Origin of the sequence: Methylocystis sp. JAN1 (assembly GCF_052186135.1) — a bacterium.
GTDB lineage: Bacteria > Pseudomonadota > Alphaproteobacteria > Rhizobiales > Beijerinckiaceae > Methylocystis.
The window spans coordinates 2,525,062-2,542,011 of sequence record NZ_CP181499.1 but is presented as its reverse complement, the minus strand read 5'-3'; the positions used below and the strand labels follow the sequence as shown (position 1 = coordinate 2,542,011).

Sequence of the window (16,950 nt, the reverse complement as noted above, 5' to 3'; positions counted from 1 at the left end):
TAGCTCGAGCATGGACCGCGATAACGCCATCATTCCAGCCGCCTTCATCCTCGTCGCTTCGCTCGCCGCGATCGCCGGCGCCTGGGCCTATGAGGGGCTGGGCTATCTGCCATGCGAACTCTGCTACAAGGAGCGCGCGCCTTATTACGCGGCCTTTGCGCTCGCGCCGCTCGCCGCCTTTGCGGCGCGGACGGGCAGGGACAGGCTGGCGCGAGGCTCCTTTCTGCTCATGGCGTTGCTATTCGCCGGCAATGCGGCGCTCTCGATCTACCACTCGCTCGTCGAATGGAAACTCGTCGCCGGCCCGTCCGACTGCTCGGGCGCGCTCTCGACCGTGGGCTCCATGGACGACTTCCTGAAGCAGCTCAAGACCGTGAAGGTTGTACGCTGCGACGAGCCCACGCTTTGGGTCCTGGGCCTGACGCTCGCAAACTGGAATGTGGCGATTGCGACGGCGCTGGCTTGGGTCGCGATTCGGGGCGTCCGCCGGGCGAATTGAGGCGTCACGCGCCTCTCGCCAGGTTTGGGACAGGAAATTTCCATTTGTGGTCAAGTATTTGGTTAGAGTAGACGAGGTTGAAGGGAGCCATTTCCAAAAAAATTCTGTCGAACAAAAATACAAAGGATTTCCACTGGTTATCAGAATTTGCAATTTCTCGATTCAGAAAGTATAACTTCTGCAATGGCAAAGGCTTGAGCCTCCTTCAGGTCATCGCTGCGGCCGCTGGACATCGCTTCTCATGAGCGCTGTCTTTGACAAGCGAGCGCGCCATGAGAATTCAGGTCCGTTCGATTCCATGTCCGACGGTTTTGCTGAGACGCTGCTATGCGGCGTTGCATCTTACGTAGCGGCTTGCGCGCCCCGGCCATGGCTGCGGGCCGCGCATACGGCGCTCTACAAGCACGGCCGCTCGCTGATGCGCGGGGAGCCGTCCGAGTCGGCGACGCGACAGTCTTTTGTCGTAATTTCGAACGCAATGCTCATTCAGGATCGGCGACCGTTGTTCGTGCGTGTCGCTTGCAGGTTTCATGGCCGGCGCCCGGATGAAGGCGCGCGCCCCTGAACGCGCGACCCAGCGGTTTCGTAGGAAGAGCGGCCGATTGTCTCCCTGTCCGAGCCTTTATAGGGCGCACCGCCCGGCCTTGAAGCGAAACCTTGGAGGGTCTCAGGAGTCCCGGCGCGTCTTCCGTCCCGCTCTCAGCCCCAACTATTCGATGAGCCGGACGCTTCCGCCCTGAGTAATATCCGTCACGCCACAAGTGCCGTCGGTGGCCAGGCTGACATTGCCTCGAATATCGAATGAGCCTGCGATAATTTGTGCGCAACTTGAGTCTACATCGCCTTTCATTACCACGGAGCTCCCTGTGTTTGGAGCATAGATGGCTCCTCTGAGCGTGCCGTTGCCGCCGAAGCTGATCGTGATGGCGTTGGGGCTGACAAGCGCCAATCCTTTATTGTTCGCAGCGCCGATGTTTGAAGTCGGCGCCGTGATGGAGAGTGAAGAATTGCCAATGTCGGCGCTGCCGATGACAACCAGGGTGGCGTTCGTTGCGGTCACCGACCCGCTGAGCGAATTGACGTAAAAGACGCCGTTGCTAAGCGCGCCGCCGCTGAGCGTATTGATGTAGAAGACGCCATTGCTGAGCGCACCGCCGCTCACCGTATTTGCGTAGACCGTACCGGTAGCGTTATTGTTGAGCGTTCCGCCGCTCATGGAGCTTACATAGAAGACGCCGCTAGCGCTATTGTTGAGCGTTCCGCCATTGACCGTATTCGCATAGAAGGTGCTATTGGCGCTGTTGCTGAGCGTTCCTCCGTTGACCGTATTTACATAGGAGGCGCTGGCGCCATTGCTGAGCGTTCCGTCGCTAACCGTGTCTACGTAGAAGGCGCCATTGAGGGCGCCGCCGGCGCCAAGAGTGGTGACGTAATGGGTGCTGCCGCCAGGCGCCGTTGCAGTGACTGTACAGTATTTGGCGGAGGCGGGGCAGGAGCCGGAAGTGCAGTCCGGATCATTGTTTTTTTTCGCTCCACAGGTTGGCGTGTTTGATTTCCAGGACGTACCCCCATTTTTATTCCAATTTGTATCCCAATTCGTCGTGAGATTGTTCCAAGTCGTCCGACTCGTCGTCCACGTTGTGCTCGTGCCTATGACCCAAGTATTTTGGCCGTTGTCAACGTAGGGATCAGCGACCGGGACGCCTGTGTTGTCCGTATATCCCTGCGGAAAGCTGAAATTATTGCCGTTTTTGTTCATAGCGCCCGTCACCGTGAGCGGGCTATTGATTGTTCCGGAACCTCCCTTGAGATTTGTCGCCGGATTGCTGGCGGAATTGACGGCGATGCCGCAGTCGGGACGCCCGATCGTAACACTGCCATTAGCGCTTAAACCCACACCGGTCGTCTTCGTCGCCAACATGCAATCCTTGAGCGGCGTGTTCCTCGACACGGCTCGCGCCCCCACATCGAAGGACGTGGAGCCGCCCACAACGGCGGCGAAAGCTGTTGAAACCGGCCTCGTGATGATCGCCTCGACGGCGGTCGAGTCGTTGCTATCGGGATAGCCGGGCGTCACGGCGCCGGCGCAATAGCCGGCTTGTAACGCAGCAGTGTCGTTGCAATTAATCGTGACTGTCACGCCGTCGGCGCCGTCGACAAAACTCGGCGTAAAGCTAGCGGCGACGGCTTTGCCGTCCAGCAGGACGTTCTGTTTCTTTTGGAGGGCTAGTTGCCCGGAATATGCAGCGGCGTCGGCGGCGGTTTGCATTTGCTGCCGCCAGAAATAGGCGTGACCCACGTCGATCGCCAAAGCGGCCATTCCCATCATAGGGATTAAAAGAACCGCCAGATATGCGAGTGCAACGCCTTGTTCGTCTTTCCAAAATCGCCGAAAAGGAGTAAATGCTTTTTTTGACATATCGCTAAACTCCCCCGCCCGAAGCTACGACGTTTAAACTAAAATTTACTACGAAAAAACTCGTGGTCAAATCATCTCCAAAAATACGCAAGGAAATCTGCTTTATATAGCGCGAACAGTTAGCCTCGTGACTGTCTTAATCCTGCGAAGGACTTCCTAAGGCTCCTATTTTCTTCAATGAAATCCTTGAATTGGCGCGGCCAGCGAAGGTCGTCGTCGGCCACGCCGAGCGTCGCGCGCCAGTCCGTGGACAGGCGCTTCCCCATCTGCGTGCGTGATGGCGCGCGAGCTTCACCGGCAAAGGCGGCGTTGTCGGCGGACTCCCGGGGAGGACGAACTGGGCGAATAAACGCCGCCTCCGCCCACGACCTATTCGGCGGCGTCCTGCGCCGCCGACAGACGCGCCCTTGCGCGGAGCTTCTCGGTTTCGCTCTTCAACTGGCCGCACGCGGCCAGGATGTCGCGGCCGCGCGGGGTGCGCACGGGGCTGGCGTAGCCGGCGTTGAAGACAATGTCGGAAAAGCGTTCGATCGTCTCCCAGTCCGAGCACTCATAGGGCGCGCCGGGCCAGGGATTGAACGGGATGAGATTGATCTTCGCCGGCACGCCCTTGAGCAGACGCACAAGCTCCCGCGCCTCGGCGGGGCCGTCGTTCACGCCCTTCAGCATCACATATTCGAAGGTGATGCGCCGCGCGTTGCTCGCGCCGGGATAGTCGCGGCAGGCCTGCAGCAGCTCCTTGATCGGATATTTCCTGTTGAGCGGCACCAGTTCATTGCGCAGATCGTCGCGCACGGCGTGGAGCGAGATGGCGAGCGCCGGCCCGCATTCCTCGCCGAGCCGCTCGATCTGCGGCACGACGCCCGAGGTCGAGACGGTGATGCGGCGCTTGGAGAGCGAAAGGCCGTCGCCATCCGCCATGACCTCGATCGCGGCCATGACGTTCTCGATATTGTAGAGCGGCTCGCCCATGCCCATGAAAACGATATTCGAGACGGCGCGCACGCCTTCCCCCGAGGGCACGAGGCCGTCGGTCGGCCGCTCGCGGTCGGGAAAATCGCCGAGCCGCTGGCGGGCGATGAGGAGCTGGCCGACGATCTCGGCCGTCGTCAGATTGCGCACGAGTTTCTGCGTGCCGGTGTGGCAGAAGCTGCAATTGAGCGTGCAGCCGACCTGTGAGGAGACGCAAAGCGTCCCGCGGTCGCTCTCGGGAATGTAGACGCACTCGACTTCCGCGCCCTTGTCGAGCGCGTCGACGGGCGCCAGCCGGAGCAGCCATTTCCGCGTTCCGTCGATCGAAACCTGCTCCTCCACGATTTCCGGCAGGCGCAAGGCGAAGGCGCCGTCGAGCGTCGTGCGGAGCGACTTGGAGATGTTCAACATCTCGCCGAAATCGCGCGCCCCGCGGAAATAGACCCAGTGCCAGAGCTGCGAGACGCGCATGCGGATTTCGCGCTCGGGCAGGCCAAGCGCGCGCAAGGCCTCGCCGATCTCGGCGCGGGTCATCCCGGCGAGCGAAACCTTGGCCGAAGCGGCGGATTGTAGAGAGGCGGTCATGGAAACCTCGAAATCGAAGCCATTTATATCACGCGTCGGTAAGATTCCAGGGTCTGTGGGCAGCGGAACGGGCGAACGCCATCTCGGATGGGTGGCGCGCTACGGCATGCACACATTTCCGAAAGCCGCCCACCCGTCATGCCGGGCTTGTCCGGGGCATGACGGCCTCCTGGATGCGTGACTCCCTTAGCCGTAAAGGCGCCGTAAAGGGGGAAGGGATTCGCCCGCGCCCAAATCAGGCTGCATTTGGGCGGAATCGCTCAGACATCGGCCGCTTCGTTCACAAGGCGCGCTGTAGAACCATGGGTGAGCCGCTATGAAGCCAATGCTCGTCAGGACCGCGTCCGTTGCGGCGTCGATCGCCCTTTTTCTCGGATTGGCGGTTCTCGCCGGCGGCGGGCCGGGCCTGTTTTTCGCGAACCCTGCGCGGACCGCGCTCGTAGTCGTCACCGTAGGTCTGGGAATAGCGTCTCTCTTTGTCGGAGGCAATCTGAGCCCTGGCGTGCGGGAGGACCGCAGTAACCGTTGGGTCATCGCCGTTTTTGCGATCCTCGCTCTCGCCGGCGTCTATGCGCCGGCCTGGGCGGATCGCGTCGGCCTTTGGCCCATCGACGGCGACGTCATCCGCTGGCTGGGCGTCGCGCTCGCCGCGGCGGGCGGCGCTCTTCGCCTGTGGCCGGTGGCCGTTCTCGGGCCGAGATTCAGCGGGCTGGTCGCGATCCAGCCGGGCCATCGACTCGTGACGAGCGGCGTTTACCGCCTCGTTCGTCATCCGAGCTATGCCGGCCTGCTCGTCAGCGCGCTCGGTTGGGGGCTGGCCTTCAACTCGATGCTCGGCGTTTTGATCGCGGCGCTTAACGTCATCCCCGTCGTCGCGCGCATCCGTGCAGAAGAAAGGCTCCTGCTTGAGCATTTCGGTTCGGAATACGAAGCATATCGTGCAAAGACTTGGCGGTTGATCCCGCTTCTCTATTAGGGCAGGGTTGCGCCAGTTTCTCTTCGAGGCGTCGTCCGCGACGGACCACGCCTCGGCGTAGCCGCGAGAGTTCCGGTGGCGAAGACCGGCGCCAAAATCCTTATCGCGACCTTCGGTTCGCTGGGCGATCTCCACCCATTCGTCGCCCTCGCGCATGCGCTTGCGCGCAACGGCTTCGCACCCGTCATCGCGACCAGCGCCGCCTATGCAGACTACATTCTCGGGGAGGGGCTCGGCTTTGCGCCGATCCGGCCGGACGCCGACGACCTCACCTCGCGCCTCGGCATGGATCTGGGCGAGATCGCCCGCAAAATGTCGGAAGACGACAAGTTTCTCTTCGATACGCTGATCTTCCCCCATCTTCGCGAGAGTTATGACGACCTTCTGGCGGCAAGCGCGGGGGCCGTCGCCATCGTCTCGCACAGCCTCGCTTTTTCCGCCCGCCTCGTGGCGGAGGCGCGCGGCGTGCCGCTGGCGACCGTGCTGCTCTCGCCCATGATGCTCTATTCCGCCTACGATCCGCCGCTCGGCTCGCGGGCGCCGTTGCGCCGCGCGCCGGTCGGGAAGGTGGAGGTCGCCTATAACCGCTTTCTGCTCTGGTCGCTGTCGCACGCCATCGCGCTCTGGGCGGAGCCTTTGCGCCGCCTGCGACGGGAGTTGGGCCTGAAACCGCGATATGGGCTGGACCTGCTGCTCGGGGTCAAATCCAGCGACGCGGTCATCGGCCTGTTCAGCCCCACGCTCGCGCCGCCGCAGCCCGACCACGGCTCGCGCACGCTGATCGCCGGCCATACTTTCCACGACCGCTATCTGGAGGGCGGCGCACTGCCCCCGCGTCTCGCGGCCTTTCTCGACGATGGCCCGGCGCCCGTCATCTTTACGCTCGGCAGCTTCGTCGCGCGCGCCCGGCGCGATTTCTACCGGGACTGCGTGACGGTCGCCCGCTGCCTCGGCCGACGCGCCGCAATCCTGGCGCATGAGGACGACGTGCCGGAACTTGCGCGCGAGCAAGGCGGCGACGTCTGCGTCGCGCCCTATGCGCCGCATTCGGCGGTTTTCCCACGCGCCTGGGTCGTGGCGCATCACGGCGGCGTCGGCACGACGGGGCAGGCCATGCGCGCGGGCCGGCCGCAGCTGATCACGCCGTTCCTCGGCGATCAGTTCGACAATGCGGAGAGAGTCCAGCGCCTTGGCGTCGCCCGAGTGCTGGACGGCAAAACCGCGACGCCCGACGCGATGCTGCGTGAGTTTGAACGGTTGGACGGCGCCTATGAGGCGCGCGCCGCGACCCTCGCCGAAAACGTCAAGCGGGAGGACGGCGCCGCGGTTGCGGCGCTGAGGATCGCGGCGATGGCGGCTCACGATCATTTGCGGCGGGAGGAGGAAGCCCTGTGGGCGCACGCCGACCTTGGCGGCCCGGGCGCTCTTCGCCGCTAGCCCGGCTTCCCGCCAGGGCGTCGCTTGCTGCGCGCCTGAAGGCGCGCGGTCCAAAAGGCGCAACTGGACCGCGAGCCTTCAGGCTCGCATCTATTTGCTCACGCCCAGCTTCGCCCGAGCGCCGGGCGTCGCGCAACCCCTGCGATTGCGGCTGCAACGCAAGGCGCTTACTGTGCCGCCGTTTTCGAGGGTCTTTACATGAATCGTCACGCCCTAATTGCAGCAGCATTGCTCGCCGCCTGCGCGTCGCCGGCTTTCGGCAAAACGACCTGGGCGGGCAAGCCGCGCCCCTATCTCGAAGCCCGCCCCAGCGCCGACGAGGCGGACGCGACCGTGCGCGCCTCCTGCGCCTTCGACGGCGTCCTGACCCTGCGGCTGGGCGCGGATATCGGCGTCGGCGAGGGCAAGGGCGAGCCGGTTTCCGTGAAGATCGAAAGCGGCGGGAAGTCCGTCAAGGTGCAGGGCGTCTCCCGCAACAGCCCGGATTCCGAGATGACCGGCGGCACGGAACTCGCGACCGACCTGCCGCTGAACGATCCCGCGGTCGAGATCCTTTTCAGCGGCAAGGCGGTGACGCTCGTCACGCCCGACCAGAAAAAACACCCTTTGGTCGACGCCGACGCGGCGGGAGCGGCGAAGAAGTTTTTGAAGCAGTGCCGGGGCGGGTAAGCCGAGACTAATCCCGCCGCCCCGCCTTCATCGCATCCTCCAACCGCGTCGTCGCCGAACCCGGCTTCGCCGGCTTCTGCTGGCTCTCATGCGGCGCCCAGCCGGAAATCCAGACGATCTCGAAGCTCGCGCGGACGCGCCCGTCCGGGTCGGCGAACTGTTCGGCGTAAATCTGAACGGCGCGGGCGAGGACGTCGCGGCGCAGCGGGCGGGAGGAGCGCTTCACCAGCACATTGGCCGCGCCCATGTCGCGCAGATCCTTCATCAGGCCCAGAGCCGAGTCGTAGCGCAGCGTGAAGCTGTCGACATCCGAGACGGGCAGGGCGAATCCGGCGCGCTGCAGCAGCCCGCCCATGTCGCGAACGTCGACGAAAGGCGAGACGCGCGGGCTCGCGCCGCCGGTGATCTCCTCCTCGGCCTGCGCCAGCGCCACGCGCAACTCCACGAGGCTCGCGCCGCCCGGCAGGCAGGCCAGAAACAGCCCGTCAGGCGCGAGGATGCGGCGCACCTGGGCGAAGACGCCCGGCAGGTCGTCGACCCATTGCAGGGCCATGCCGGAAACGACGAGATCGAAGGAGGCGGGGGCGAAGGGCAAAGCCTCTTCATCCGCGACGACCGCGCCGGCGAGGCGGCTCGCCCGCAGGGGCGCCGCGCGGCCGCTCGCGACGATCGCCTCCGCGAAATGCGCCGTCGGCGCCCCGAGATCGAGTGAACGCGGGAAGTCGCGCTTAACGGTCAGAAGCCGGTCAAGGAGGTCGTCCGCCGCCCGCGCGAGGAGGAAGTCGGGCGCGTCTTTGGCGAGCGCGCGCCGCAGCCGCGCGTGAAGTAGTTCGCGGTCGAAGATGCGAGGCGGGGAAGATTGTTTTTCCATAAGCTTTTTCTATTGCGCGGGGAGGGACGGCGGCAAGCGGCAAGGCGTGAAGATTTCGCGCGCGAGAGGGCTAGATAAGGGCGAGGGAGCGGGGGCGCGTGCTGTTGCCTGGGCGCAACATACGGAAATACTTAACCTTAAGCCCTAACCGCAAGACGCGGAACGTTTAGACAAGATCATGGCGAAAGCTAGAATGTCGCCATTGTAAGCATCCGCGTTCCGCGTGCCAGTTAAAAGGTGAATCCAATGCGTAGCTCGTCCTACCGGCTGAAGGGCCTTCTGTTCGGCGCCGTCGCGGCGCTCGGCTTCGCCACCCTCCCGCAGACCGCTTCGGCCCGGGACACCGTGTCCTTCTCGCCGCATGTCGAGCCGGGGACGATCGTCATCAGCGCCAGCCAGCGCAAGCTGTTCTACGTCGTGAGCCCCGGCGTCGCGATCCGCTACCCTGTCGCCGTGCCCAAGCGCGGCAAGGAATGGTCGGGCTACGCCTCGGTCGACGGCAAGTATTTCGAGCCGGACTGGTCGCCGCCGGCCGTCGTTCGCGCGGACCATCCGGAGCTGCCGCATTTCATCCCCGGCGGCTCTTCCCGCAATCCGATGGGCGTCGCCGCCCTGACGCTCGACCGCGGCGAAGTCGCGATCCACGGGACGAGCCCGCGCATGCGCGGCTCGATCGGCACCGCGGCCTCCTATGGCTGCATTCGCATGCTGAACGAAGACGTCACAGATCTTTATTCTCGCGTCAGCGTCGGCACGCCGGTCGTCATGGAGCCGTGACTCCGGCTCGGGCGACGATTTCGAAGCAGGAGGGGCGACGCGCCAGCTTTGTCAGCAAGCTGGCGCCCGTTTTTTCCTTCGCCGGCCGAGGGGCGCCAAAAAGTAAAGCGCGTTTTCTCCAAAGCTTTTTGCGCGCATCGCCGCGTCTATCTGTGGAATGGGAGGCGCGGGCCATAGACGGGGGAGGACGAATCCAGCAGTCTGCGGCGCAGGTTGACGACGGTTCGCGCTTGAACCGTCACGTGTTTCTTTGAACAGGTGGAGTATAGTGGCCGCAGCGGATGATTCGACCGCTCGAACGCTCTGCTCGAAAGGAGGCGCCTGTCTTCAAAGTCTCGTGATGCGTCGCCCTATTTGTATTGTCGCCGCGTCCTGCTGACACCCCGATGAAGGTTGGCTCATGCTGATCGCTACAGAAAAAGAAACGGAACGCGCCGAGCATCCGGTGGATGTTGTGGAGCAACTCGCCGCCACGAACGACTGGTCCTTCGACCGCGAAGACGAGGACGAAATCTCCATTTCCGTCGCCGGCGCCTGGACCGAATATCACGTCGCCTTCACCTGGCTGCCGCAGCTTGAGACCCTCCATATCAGCTGCGCCTTCGATCTCAAGGCGCCGGAACGCCGCCGCGCCGAGGTGATGGCGCTCGTCACCGCGATCAACGAGCAGATGTGGATCGGCCATTTCGATTTCTGGCCGAACGAGAACGTCGCCATGCACCGCCACGGCCTCATGCTTTGCGGCGGCGCCCAGCCTTCTCCCGCGCAGTGCGCGGCGCTTCTGGAAAACGCGCTCTCCTCCTGTGAGCGCTATTATCAGGCCTTCCAGTTCGTGCTCTGGGCGGGCAAATCCGCCAAGGAAGCGCTCGACGCCGCCAATTTCGAGACAAAGGGCGAGGCGTGAGCGCCTCGTCTTTGGAAAGCGCCTCGGTTGCGCTGATCGGAGCCGGCAATATGGGCCTCGCCATGCTCGAAGGCTGGGCCGCGCAAGGCCTCTCCGCCGACCGCGCAGCCATCGTCGAGCCAAGCCCCTCCGGTCGCTTGCAGGCGCTCTGCGCGGCCCATGGTTTCTCGCTCTCCGGGGCGCCCGGCGGCAAGGCGTTCGACGCCGTCGTCCTCGCGATCAAGCCGCAGATGCTGGAAGCCGGGGCCGAGGCGGCCGCGCCTTTCGTCGGGCCCGACTCGGTCGTGGTGTCCATCCTCGCGGGCAAGCGCATCGCCGACATTTCCGCGCGCCTGCCTGCGGCCAGGTCCGTGGTGCGGGCGATGCCGAATACGCCCGCCGCGATTGGCCGGGGGATGACCGGCGCCTACGCCGGCGACGGGACGAGCGAGGCGCAGCGCGCGCTCGCCCATGCGCTGCTCGTGGCGGCGGGGCAGGTAGAGTGGGTGGAGAGCGAGGCGCTGATCGACGCCGTCACGGCGGTCTCGGGTTCCGGCCCGGCCTATGTGTTCTATCTCGTCGAGGCGCTCGCGGCCGCGGGCGTCGAAGCGGGGCTCCCTGCGGATCTCGCCGGCCGTCTGGCGCGCGCGACGATCGAAGGGGCGGGGGAGCTTTTGCACCGGCAGCCCGACGTTTCCGCCGAGACGCTGCGCCAGCGCGTGACCTCTCCCGGCGGCACGACGGCGGCTGCGCTTTCCGTGCTCATGGCCGATGATGGGCTGGCGCCCCTCATGGCGCGCGCGGTGGCCGCTGCGAAGAAGCGCGCGGCCGAACTTTCGGGTTGATCGGCCCAGTTCAGCCTTGCCCCTATCTGGCCCGGCAATAGATTTACGGGCAGAGCAGAAACATCGGAGATGAAGATGAGCGCCCGGAACAGGGTGATCGACGCGGCACTCCGGCTGGCGGCCCGCCGCGACTTCGGCGACGTCAGCCTCACCGATATCGCCCATGAGGCGGACATTTCGCTCGCCGAGATGCGCGATCTCTTCCCCTCGAAGGGCGCGATCATCGGCGGCTTCAATCGGAAGATCGATCGCGAGGTGCTGGAGGCCGTCTCCGAGCAGGATTCTCACGATCCCGCGCGGGACCGCCTCTACGAGGTGCTGCGCAAGCGCCTCGAAGCGCTGGAGCCCTACCGTGAAGCGCTTTCGAGCGTCTCCCGCTGGGCCGCGCGCGACCCGCTTACCGCAACGGCGCTCAATCGCGAGACCGTCAACTCCATGCGATTCATGCTGGAAGCGGCCGACATCGACTGCGACGGCCCCGTCGGCTCGCTGAAGCTGCAAGGCTTGGCGCTGGCGTGGGGCAGGGTGCTCGACGCCTGGTTCCAGGACGGCTTCAGCTTCGCTCTGGAGACGCTCGACCGCGAGATCGCGCGCGGCGAGCGCTATGTCGAGCATGTCGAGGACATCGCCCGCATCACGCGGCCCTTCACCGACATGGCGAACCGCCTGTTCGAGATGGGCGGCTTCCGTCGCAGCCGGCATGGGGCGACGGACGACGACTACCCGCATCCGAGCGCGTAAGCCAGTTTGCTGACAAAGTGGGGCTGACGCCCCTCCTGCTTCGAGACGCCTGCTGCGCAGGCTCCTCAGCATGAGGGGCTTCGTCTTTCTGCGCTGATCACTTAGGCCTCATCCTGAGGAGCGGGCGAAGCTCGCGTCTCGAAGGACGAGGCCGTCTCGGAGGTTTGTCAACAAACTGGGCCCCTGCTTCGCAGGGCCATCGCTTCGCTCCTGCGGGGGAGCGGGCTATATTGGCAGCGTCACCGTCGCCCTTAAACCGCCCAGCGGGCTGCGGTCCAGCTCGATGTCCCCGCCATGCGAGCGGGCTATGTCGCGCGCGATGGCGAGGCCCAGCCCCGAATTGCCATTGTCCTGGTTGCGCGACTCGTCGAGACGATAAAAGGGACGGAAGGCGTCTTCGCGCCGCTCTACGGGAATGCCGGGCCCGTCATCGTCAATGTGGATAATCATGGTCTCGCCGTCGTTCTCGACGGTGAACTCCATCTTCTTTCCGTAGCGCTGCGCGTTGCCGACAAGGTTGGCGAGCAGCCGCTTTATCGCGGCGGGGCGCGCGACGATTGTCGGATCGCCTTCGACTTTCAACTCCGCCGAAATGCCGCGACGCTCCGTGTCGGCTTTCAACTCGCGGAGAATGGCGCTCACGTCGGTCGGCGCCGAGGTCTCGCCGCCGTCGCCGCGCGCGAAGGCGAGATAGGCCTCGACCATGCGCTCCATCTCGTCGACGTCCTTGCGCATTTCGTTGGCCTCGTTGCCCTCGCCCATCAGCGCGAGCGAGAGCTTGAAGCGCGTGATGATGGTGCGCAGATCGTGCGAAACGCCGTTGAGCATCGTCGTGCGCTGCTCGATGGCCCGCTCGACGCGGCGCTTCATCTCCAGAAAGGCGTTTCCAGCCTGGCGAACCTCGCGCGCGCCGCGCGGCGAGAACTGCACGTCGCGGCCTTTGCCGAATTCCTCCGCCGCGCGGGCCAGCCGCAGGATCGGGCGGATCTGGTTGCGCAGGAAGGAGGTGGCGATGGCGAGGATGATGATCGAGGCGATCGCCATCCACATGAAGAAAATATAGGAGTTGGAGGCGTAAGCGTGGGTGCGCGTCACGAGCATTCTGAGCGTCGCGTCGTTCAGCGCCACGCGGATCTCAATCAGATTGCCGGGCAGGCTGGTGTTGATCCAATAGGGCTGGAGAATCTTGCGCGACAATTCGCTGGAGAGCGCCTTGTCGAGCAGCGAGAAGAGCGACTTCTTGGAGACCGGCTCGGGCAACGGCTCCTTCGGCAGGACCGACAGCTCCATGTTGAGGTCAAGCGCGGCGATGCGCCGCAACTGGCTGTGGCCGGGGTCGTCCGGAAAGGTCTGATAGACGTCGACCACGGCGGCGACCTGGCGCGCCACGGCCGCCGAGAGGCGGTAGGTCACGACCTCCCAATGACGCTCCATGAAGACATAGGCGACCGCCGACTGCAGCAGCACCACGGGCAGAATCACGATGAGGAGCGCGCGCGCGTAAAGGCCCTTCGGCATGCGCGCGTGAAGCCAGTCGGCGAATCGGCGCCAAAGCTGGCGCGGCGCGGAAAGAACTTCGGTGATCACGAGGGACATATCCGCCTCTAGCTTTGCAATTTTGTAATGCGCGACGAGTCGACGACAAGCCGATAACCCTGTCCGCGCACGGTCTGCAAATGGCGCGGCGCGTTCTGATCAGCTTCGATCTTGCGGCGCAGGCGCGCAATTTCGACATCGACCGTCCGCTCCGCCGCCTTCTGCTCGGAGGCGCGGGACGAAAGAGTCTGCCTCGAAACGATGGCGCCCGCATGTTCGATCAAAGTCTGCAACAAGTCGCGCTCGCGCGTCGTGAGCTTCACGGCCCCGCCGGCGCGGGTCAGTTCGCCGCGCGCGGGATCGTAGGCGAAGGGACCGAAGCGCACGAGCGGATCGGCGGGCTCCGGGCGGCGCGACCGCCGCAATATGCTCGCGATGCGCAAGGCCAGCTCGCGCGGATCGAAGGGCTTGGCGAGATAGTCGTCCACGCCGGCCTCGAGCCCTTCGACGCGGTTCGCGGTTTCGTGAAGGGCGGTGAGCATCAGGATGGGCGCCGAGCGCAGGGGCTCCGGCCCCTCGCGCAGGCGCGCCGCGAATTGCGTGCCGCTCTCGCCGGGCATCATCACGTCGAGCACGATGAGGTCGAAGGCGAAATCCTTGAGCCGCGCCGACGCCTCCCCGGCGTTCGCGGCCGAGCTGACGAGATAGCCTTCGCGCATGAGATAGCGGGAGAGAAGCGCGCGGATGCGCTTGTCGTCGTCGACGACGAGAATATGCGCGCCCTTCGACGCCGGTTTCGGCGTGGCGCGCGCCGCGGCGAGAGCGCTCATCGCCGCTCCCGGCCAAGATGGCGGCGCACCCGTTCGCGGTCCTCGGCGTCGACCATGGCGAAGAGGAATTCCGCCGCGGCGTCGCGCGCGGCCGGCGGCAATTCGTCCAGCACGCGGCGGAAGCGTTCGGATTGCAGCGCCGCGAGCTCGCGGGCGAGCTGCGCGCCGCGCGGCGTCGGATAGAGCAGGCGCTGGCGGCGATCGACCGCGCCCGCGCGCGCTTCCACGAACCCGCCGTCGAGCAGCTGCTTCAGCACGCGGTTGAGGCTCTGCTTGGTAATCTTGAGAATCTCGAGCAGCGCCGCGATCGGGAGGCCCGGGCGCCGATGCACGAAATGCAGCACGCGATGATGCGCGCGACCGAAGCCGTAATTTTCGAGCAGGCGGTCCGCGTCGCCCACAAAATCGCGGTAAGCGAAGAAGAAAAGCTCGACGAGATCGAGCGCTTCAGCGTCCTCCTCCACGCGGCGCGCGGTCCGGGCCGGGTGATCCGGGACGGCCGGCGTCCGAATTGCGGCCTTTGGCTGGAGAAGCTCGCTCAAGTCGCGGTTTCCTGCGCTCATGCTCGGATTTCGAGACGCTTATATGTCAGCTATATTGACATATTTCTGAGCGATGGCTAGTGCTCTGGTCAGCGTCGCAGCGGCCGGCCGGCCCTCCTTGAGACGCCGCTTTCCCGGAGCTTGCCATGGTTATCCCGCCCTTCGATCAGCGCGACGGATTCATTTGGAGCAATGGCGCGCTGATTCCCTGGCGCGACGCGAAGCTGCATGTGCTCTCGCACGGGCTCCATTACGGCTCCTGCGTCTTCGAGGGCGAGCGCGCCTATGCCGGCAAGATCTTCAAGTCGCGCGAGCACTCGGAGCGCTTCAAGCGCTCGGCCGAGATTCTCGACTTCGAAATTCCATACTCGCTCGAAGAGCTCGACGCGGCGAAAGACGCGACGCTGAAGGCCAACAATCTGCTCAATTCCTATGTCCGGCCTGTCGCGTGGCGCGGCAGCGAGATGATGGCGGTCGCCGCGCAGAATTCAACCATCCATGTCGCCATCGCGGTGTGGGACTGGCCGAGCATGTTCGACATGAACACCAAGATGAAGGGCATCAAGCTCGACATCGCCGAATATCGCCGGCCCGACCCGCGCACCGCGCCGTCCATGGCCAAGGCGGCCGGCCTTTACATGATCTGCACCATCTCCAAGCATCGCGCCGAGCGCCGCGGCTATGCGGACGCGCTGATGCTCGACTGGCAGGGCAGGGTCGCCGAATGCACCGGCGCCAATGTGTTTTTCGTGAAGGACGGCGCGCTGCATACGCCGATCGCCGACTGCTTCCTGGATGGCATTACGCGCCGCACGGTGATCGATCTCGCCAAGGCGCGGGGCGTGGAAGTGATCGAGCGCCGCCTCATGCCGGAAGAGATGGCGAGCTTTGACGAATGCTTCATCTGCGGCACAGGCGCCGAAGTCACGCCGGTCGCCGAGATCGGCCCTTACAAATTCACGCCCGGCGACGTGTCGCGCGCGCTGGTCGAGGATTACGACAAGGCGGTCCACGCCTGAGAGTCGCAAAGCGCGCCGCTCCGTCATTGCGAGGAGCGGCGAAACAATCCAGAGAGCAGCCGCGGCCGATCCTGGATTTGCTGCGCTTGCAGCGATTAGCGGCGGCCATTGGGCCGCCGCTTTCGTTTTTTTAGTAAAGAGTCTCGCAGTTGCAGCGCTTGCGCACCACGCGATAGGTCGTCACCGGCTGGTAATGCACGGTGTTGTAGGCGCGGTAGGTGGTGACCGGCACGTAATGCGTGCGGACATAGGGACGATAATAGGTCTGCGGCACGACATAAGCGCGCTCATAGGTCGCGCCGTCGGCGTAGCCGCCGTTCACATAGACGTCGGCGGCGCTATAGGCGGCGCGGCGATAGGCGCCGCCGCCGTAGCCGGCGGCCGGATACTGGTAGCCGCCCGTATAGTAACCCTGATCAAAGCCGACCGCGGCGCCGACGCCGCCATAGCCGCCATAGGCGTAGTTCGGCCCCGGCGCATAGGCGCCGCCGAAGAAAGGCGCCGTGAAGTCCTGCGCCGAGGCGCCGCCCGCCGCGAGAACGCACGCCGCGGCGCTGGCCAGAAGCAGCGGCCGGATGGTTGAAACGAAACGCATGATACGCACCCCCAGATTAGGACGCTCGTCGAGCGCCATTGAAACTCAATCCACACTGTTGCGGCGAGCGGATTTTCGCGTCGGGCCGCGATTGTTGTCGGGCAGGTAAAAGATGTGCTGCGAAGGACGGTAAACCGTTTGCGGCGCGTAACCAGTCGGGCCGTAGGTCGGATAGTCGTCGTCATAGCCGCCGGGCCGCCGGATCGTGTAGAGGCGGCTGTAGCCGTCGTCCGGGTAGAACACGCCGCCGCCGCCGTAGAAGCCGCCGTCGCGACGGCGATTGTCATAGTGATTGTAGGTGTAGACACTGGTGGCGTTGCCCATGGAGACCGCGTCGCCGCCGCCGCCGCCGCCATATCCGCCGCCCCAGAAGCCGTTCAGGACGCCGTGTCGATTGGCGCCCAACCCCAAGCCGGCCGCGCCAGTCGGACCCTGGCCCCGCGCATAGGCGCCCACGCCGACCGCAGGCAGCCCGCGAAAACCGCCGCCGAATCCACCCCCGCCGCCGCCATGTCCGCCCCCGAATCCGCCAGCCTGCGCAAGCTCGGCGCCCGGAAGCAGCATGAGCGCTCCCGCAATGGCGGCCGCGCGAAGTCCCGAAATGAAACGCATGACTGACGCCCTTTCGTGTCTTAACGGATCGCGGCGCGCCGCAGAGCGCCGCGTCTGTCCGATTCTGGCGCGCCATGACGGAGCGCCGGTCACTTAGGGCAAATAGCGTTCCCGCCGGCGCGGCACAGTTGCGCCGCGGGGG

The 16,950-nt window shown here is 64.9% G+C and carries 17 protein-coding genes; 9 read left to right on the top strand and 8 right to left on the bottom strand.

Annotated elements, in window-relative coordinates; genetic code table 11:
* The first annotated feature begins 10 nt into the window (after positions 1–10).
* A complete protein-coding gene (locus ACNHKD_RS12100) occupies positions 11–499 on the top strand; it encodes a disulfide bond formation protein B (RefSeq protein ID WP_442753737.1) in 489 nt (162 codons plus the stop codon).
* A gap of 709 nt (positions 500–1,208) precedes the next feature.
* On the opposite strand, the gene ACNHKD_RS12095 is transcribed toward ACNHKD_RS12100, so the two are convergent.
* Both ACNHKD_RS12095 and rlmN read right to left on the bottom strand, forming a co-directional pair.
* Entirely contained in the window at positions 1,209–2,918 is a 1,710-nt protein-coding gene (locus ACNHKD_RS12095) for a pilus assembly protein TadG-related protein (protein WP_442753736.1), read from the bottom strand.
* A 369-nt stretch (positions 2,919–3,287) separates the two neighbouring features.
* The gene (gene rlmN / locus ACNHKD_RS12090; RefSeq protein ID WP_442753735.1) at positions 3,288–4,475 is read right to left on the bottom strand and encodes a 23S rRNA (adenine(2503)-C(2))-methyltransferase RlmN; all 1,188 of its coding nucleotides are present in this window, start codon (positions 4,473–4,475) and stop codon (positions 3,288–3,290) included.
* Between the two features lie 325 nt (positions 4,476–4,800).
* Here rlmN and ACNHKD_RS12085 point away from each other — a divergent pair, with 325 nt between their 5' ends.
* The 3 genes from ACNHKD_RS12085 to ACNHKD_RS12075 all read left to right on the top strand — a co-directional run bounded on the left by ACNHKD_RS12085 (position 4,801) and on the right by ACNHKD_RS12075 (position 7,557).
* Positions 4,801–5,451: a methyltransferase family protein gene (locus ACNHKD_RS12085; RefSeq protein WP_442753734.1), complete on the top strand. Its 651-nt coding sequence runs from the start codon at positions 4,801–4,803 to the stop codon at positions 5,449–5,451.
* Positions 5,452–5,526: 75 nt separating this feature from the next.
* Entirely contained in the window at positions 5,527–6,888 is a 1,362-nt protein-coding gene (locus ACNHKD_RS12080; protein ID WP_442753733.1) for a glycosyltransferase, read from the top strand.
* Positions 6,889–7,086: 198 nt separating this feature from the next.
* Entirely contained in the window at positions 7,087–7,557 is a 471-nt protein-coding gene (locus tag ACNHKD_RS12075) for a hypothetical protein (protein ID WP_442753732.1), read from the top strand.
* Positions 7,558–7,564: 7 nt separating this feature from the next.
* Here the strand turns inward: ACNHKD_RS12075 and ACNHKD_RS12070 are convergent, their stop codons facing one another.
* The gene (locus ACNHKD_RS12070) at positions 7,565–8,428 is read right to left on the bottom strand and encodes a methyltransferase domain-containing protein (protein WP_442753731.1); all 864 of its coding nucleotides are present in this window, start codon (positions 8,426–8,428) and stop codon (positions 7,565–7,567) included.
* 246 nt (positions 8,429–8,674) lie between these two features.
* Between ACNHKD_RS12070 and ACNHKD_RS12065 the strand changes: the two genes are divergently transcribed.
* From ACNHKD_RS12065 to ACNHKD_RS12050, 4 genes are all read left to right on the top strand, one after another.
* Positions 8,675–9,205 (top strand): L,D-transpeptidase, encoded by a 531-nt coding sequence (locus ACNHKD_RS12065; RefSeq protein ID WP_442753730.1) that lies wholly within the window; start codon positions 8,675–8,677, stop codon positions 9,203–9,205.
* Positions 9,206–9,605: 400 nt separating this feature from the next.
* Positions 9,606–10,109 (top strand): YbjN domain-containing protein, encoded by a 504-nt coding sequence (locus ACNHKD_RS12060; protein ID WP_442753729.1) that lies wholly within the window; start codon positions 9,606–9,608, stop codon positions 10,107–10,109.
* A gap of 50 nt (positions 10,110–10,159) precedes the next feature.
* A complete protein-coding gene (proC, locus tag ACNHKD_RS12055; protein WP_442756892.1) occupies positions 10,160–10,933 on the top strand; it encodes a pyrroline-5-carboxylate reductase in 774 nt (257 codons plus the stop codon).
* A 75-nt stretch (positions 10,934–11,008) separates the two neighbouring features.
* Positions 11,009–11,674 carry a TetR/AcrR family transcriptional regulator gene (locus ACNHKD_RS12050; protein ID WP_442753728.1) on the top strand — a complete coding sequence of 222 codons (666 nt, stop codon included), beginning with the start codon at positions 11,009–11,011 and terminating at the stop codon, positions 11,672–11,674.
* A gap of 225 nt (positions 11,675–11,899) precedes the next feature.
* On the opposite strand, the gene ACNHKD_RS12045 is transcribed toward ACNHKD_RS12050, so the two are convergent.
* The 3 genes from ACNHKD_RS12045 to ACNHKD_RS12035 are packed head-to-tail and all read right to left on the bottom strand — an operon-like array spanning position 11,900 to position 14,582.
* Positions 11,900–13,270, bottom strand: a complete 1,371-nt coding sequence (locus ACNHKD_RS12045) for an ATP-binding protein (RefSeq protein WP_442753727.1) — start codon at positions 13,268–13,270, stop codon at positions 11,900–11,902.
* An 8-nt stretch (positions 13,271–13,278) separates the two neighbouring features.
* Positions 13,279–14,040, bottom strand: coding sequence for a response regulator (locus ACNHKD_RS12040; protein WP_442753726.1), 762 nt, complete (start codon positions 14,038–14,040; stop codon positions 13,279–13,281).
* Complete coding sequence (locus tag ACNHKD_RS12035; RefSeq protein WP_442753725.1) at positions 14,037–14,582, bottom strand: MarR family winged helix-turn-helix transcriptional regulator; 546 nt, start codon at positions 14,580–14,582, stop codon at positions 14,037–14,039. Before ACNHKD_RS12035 ends, ACNHKD_RS12040 begins: the two co-directional genes overlap by 4 nt.
* A 146-nt stretch (positions 14,583–14,728) precedes the next feature.
* On the opposite strand from ACNHKD_RS12035, the gene ACNHKD_RS12030 reads away from it, so the two are divergent.
* The gene (locus ACNHKD_RS12030) at positions 14,729–15,601 is read left to right on the top strand and encodes a branched-chain amino acid aminotransferase (RefSeq protein WP_442753724.1); all 873 of its coding nucleotides are present in this window, start codon (positions 14,729–14,731) and stop codon (positions 15,599–15,601) included.
* 130 nt (positions 15,602–15,731) lie between these two features.
* Here ACNHKD_RS12030 and ACNHKD_RS12025 read toward each other — a convergent pair whose 3' ends face one another.
* Entirely contained in the window at positions 15,732–16,196 is a 465-nt protein-coding gene (locus tag ACNHKD_RS12025) for a hypothetical protein (protein WP_442753723.1), read from the bottom strand.
* A 45-nt stretch (positions 16,197–16,241) separates the two neighbouring features.
* Positions 16,242–16,808: a hypothetical protein gene (locus ACNHKD_RS12020; protein WP_442753722.1), complete on the bottom strand. Its 567-nt coding sequence runs from the start codon at positions 16,806–16,808 to the stop codon at positions 16,242–16,244.
* Positions 16,809–16,950: the final 142 nt, after the last annotated feature.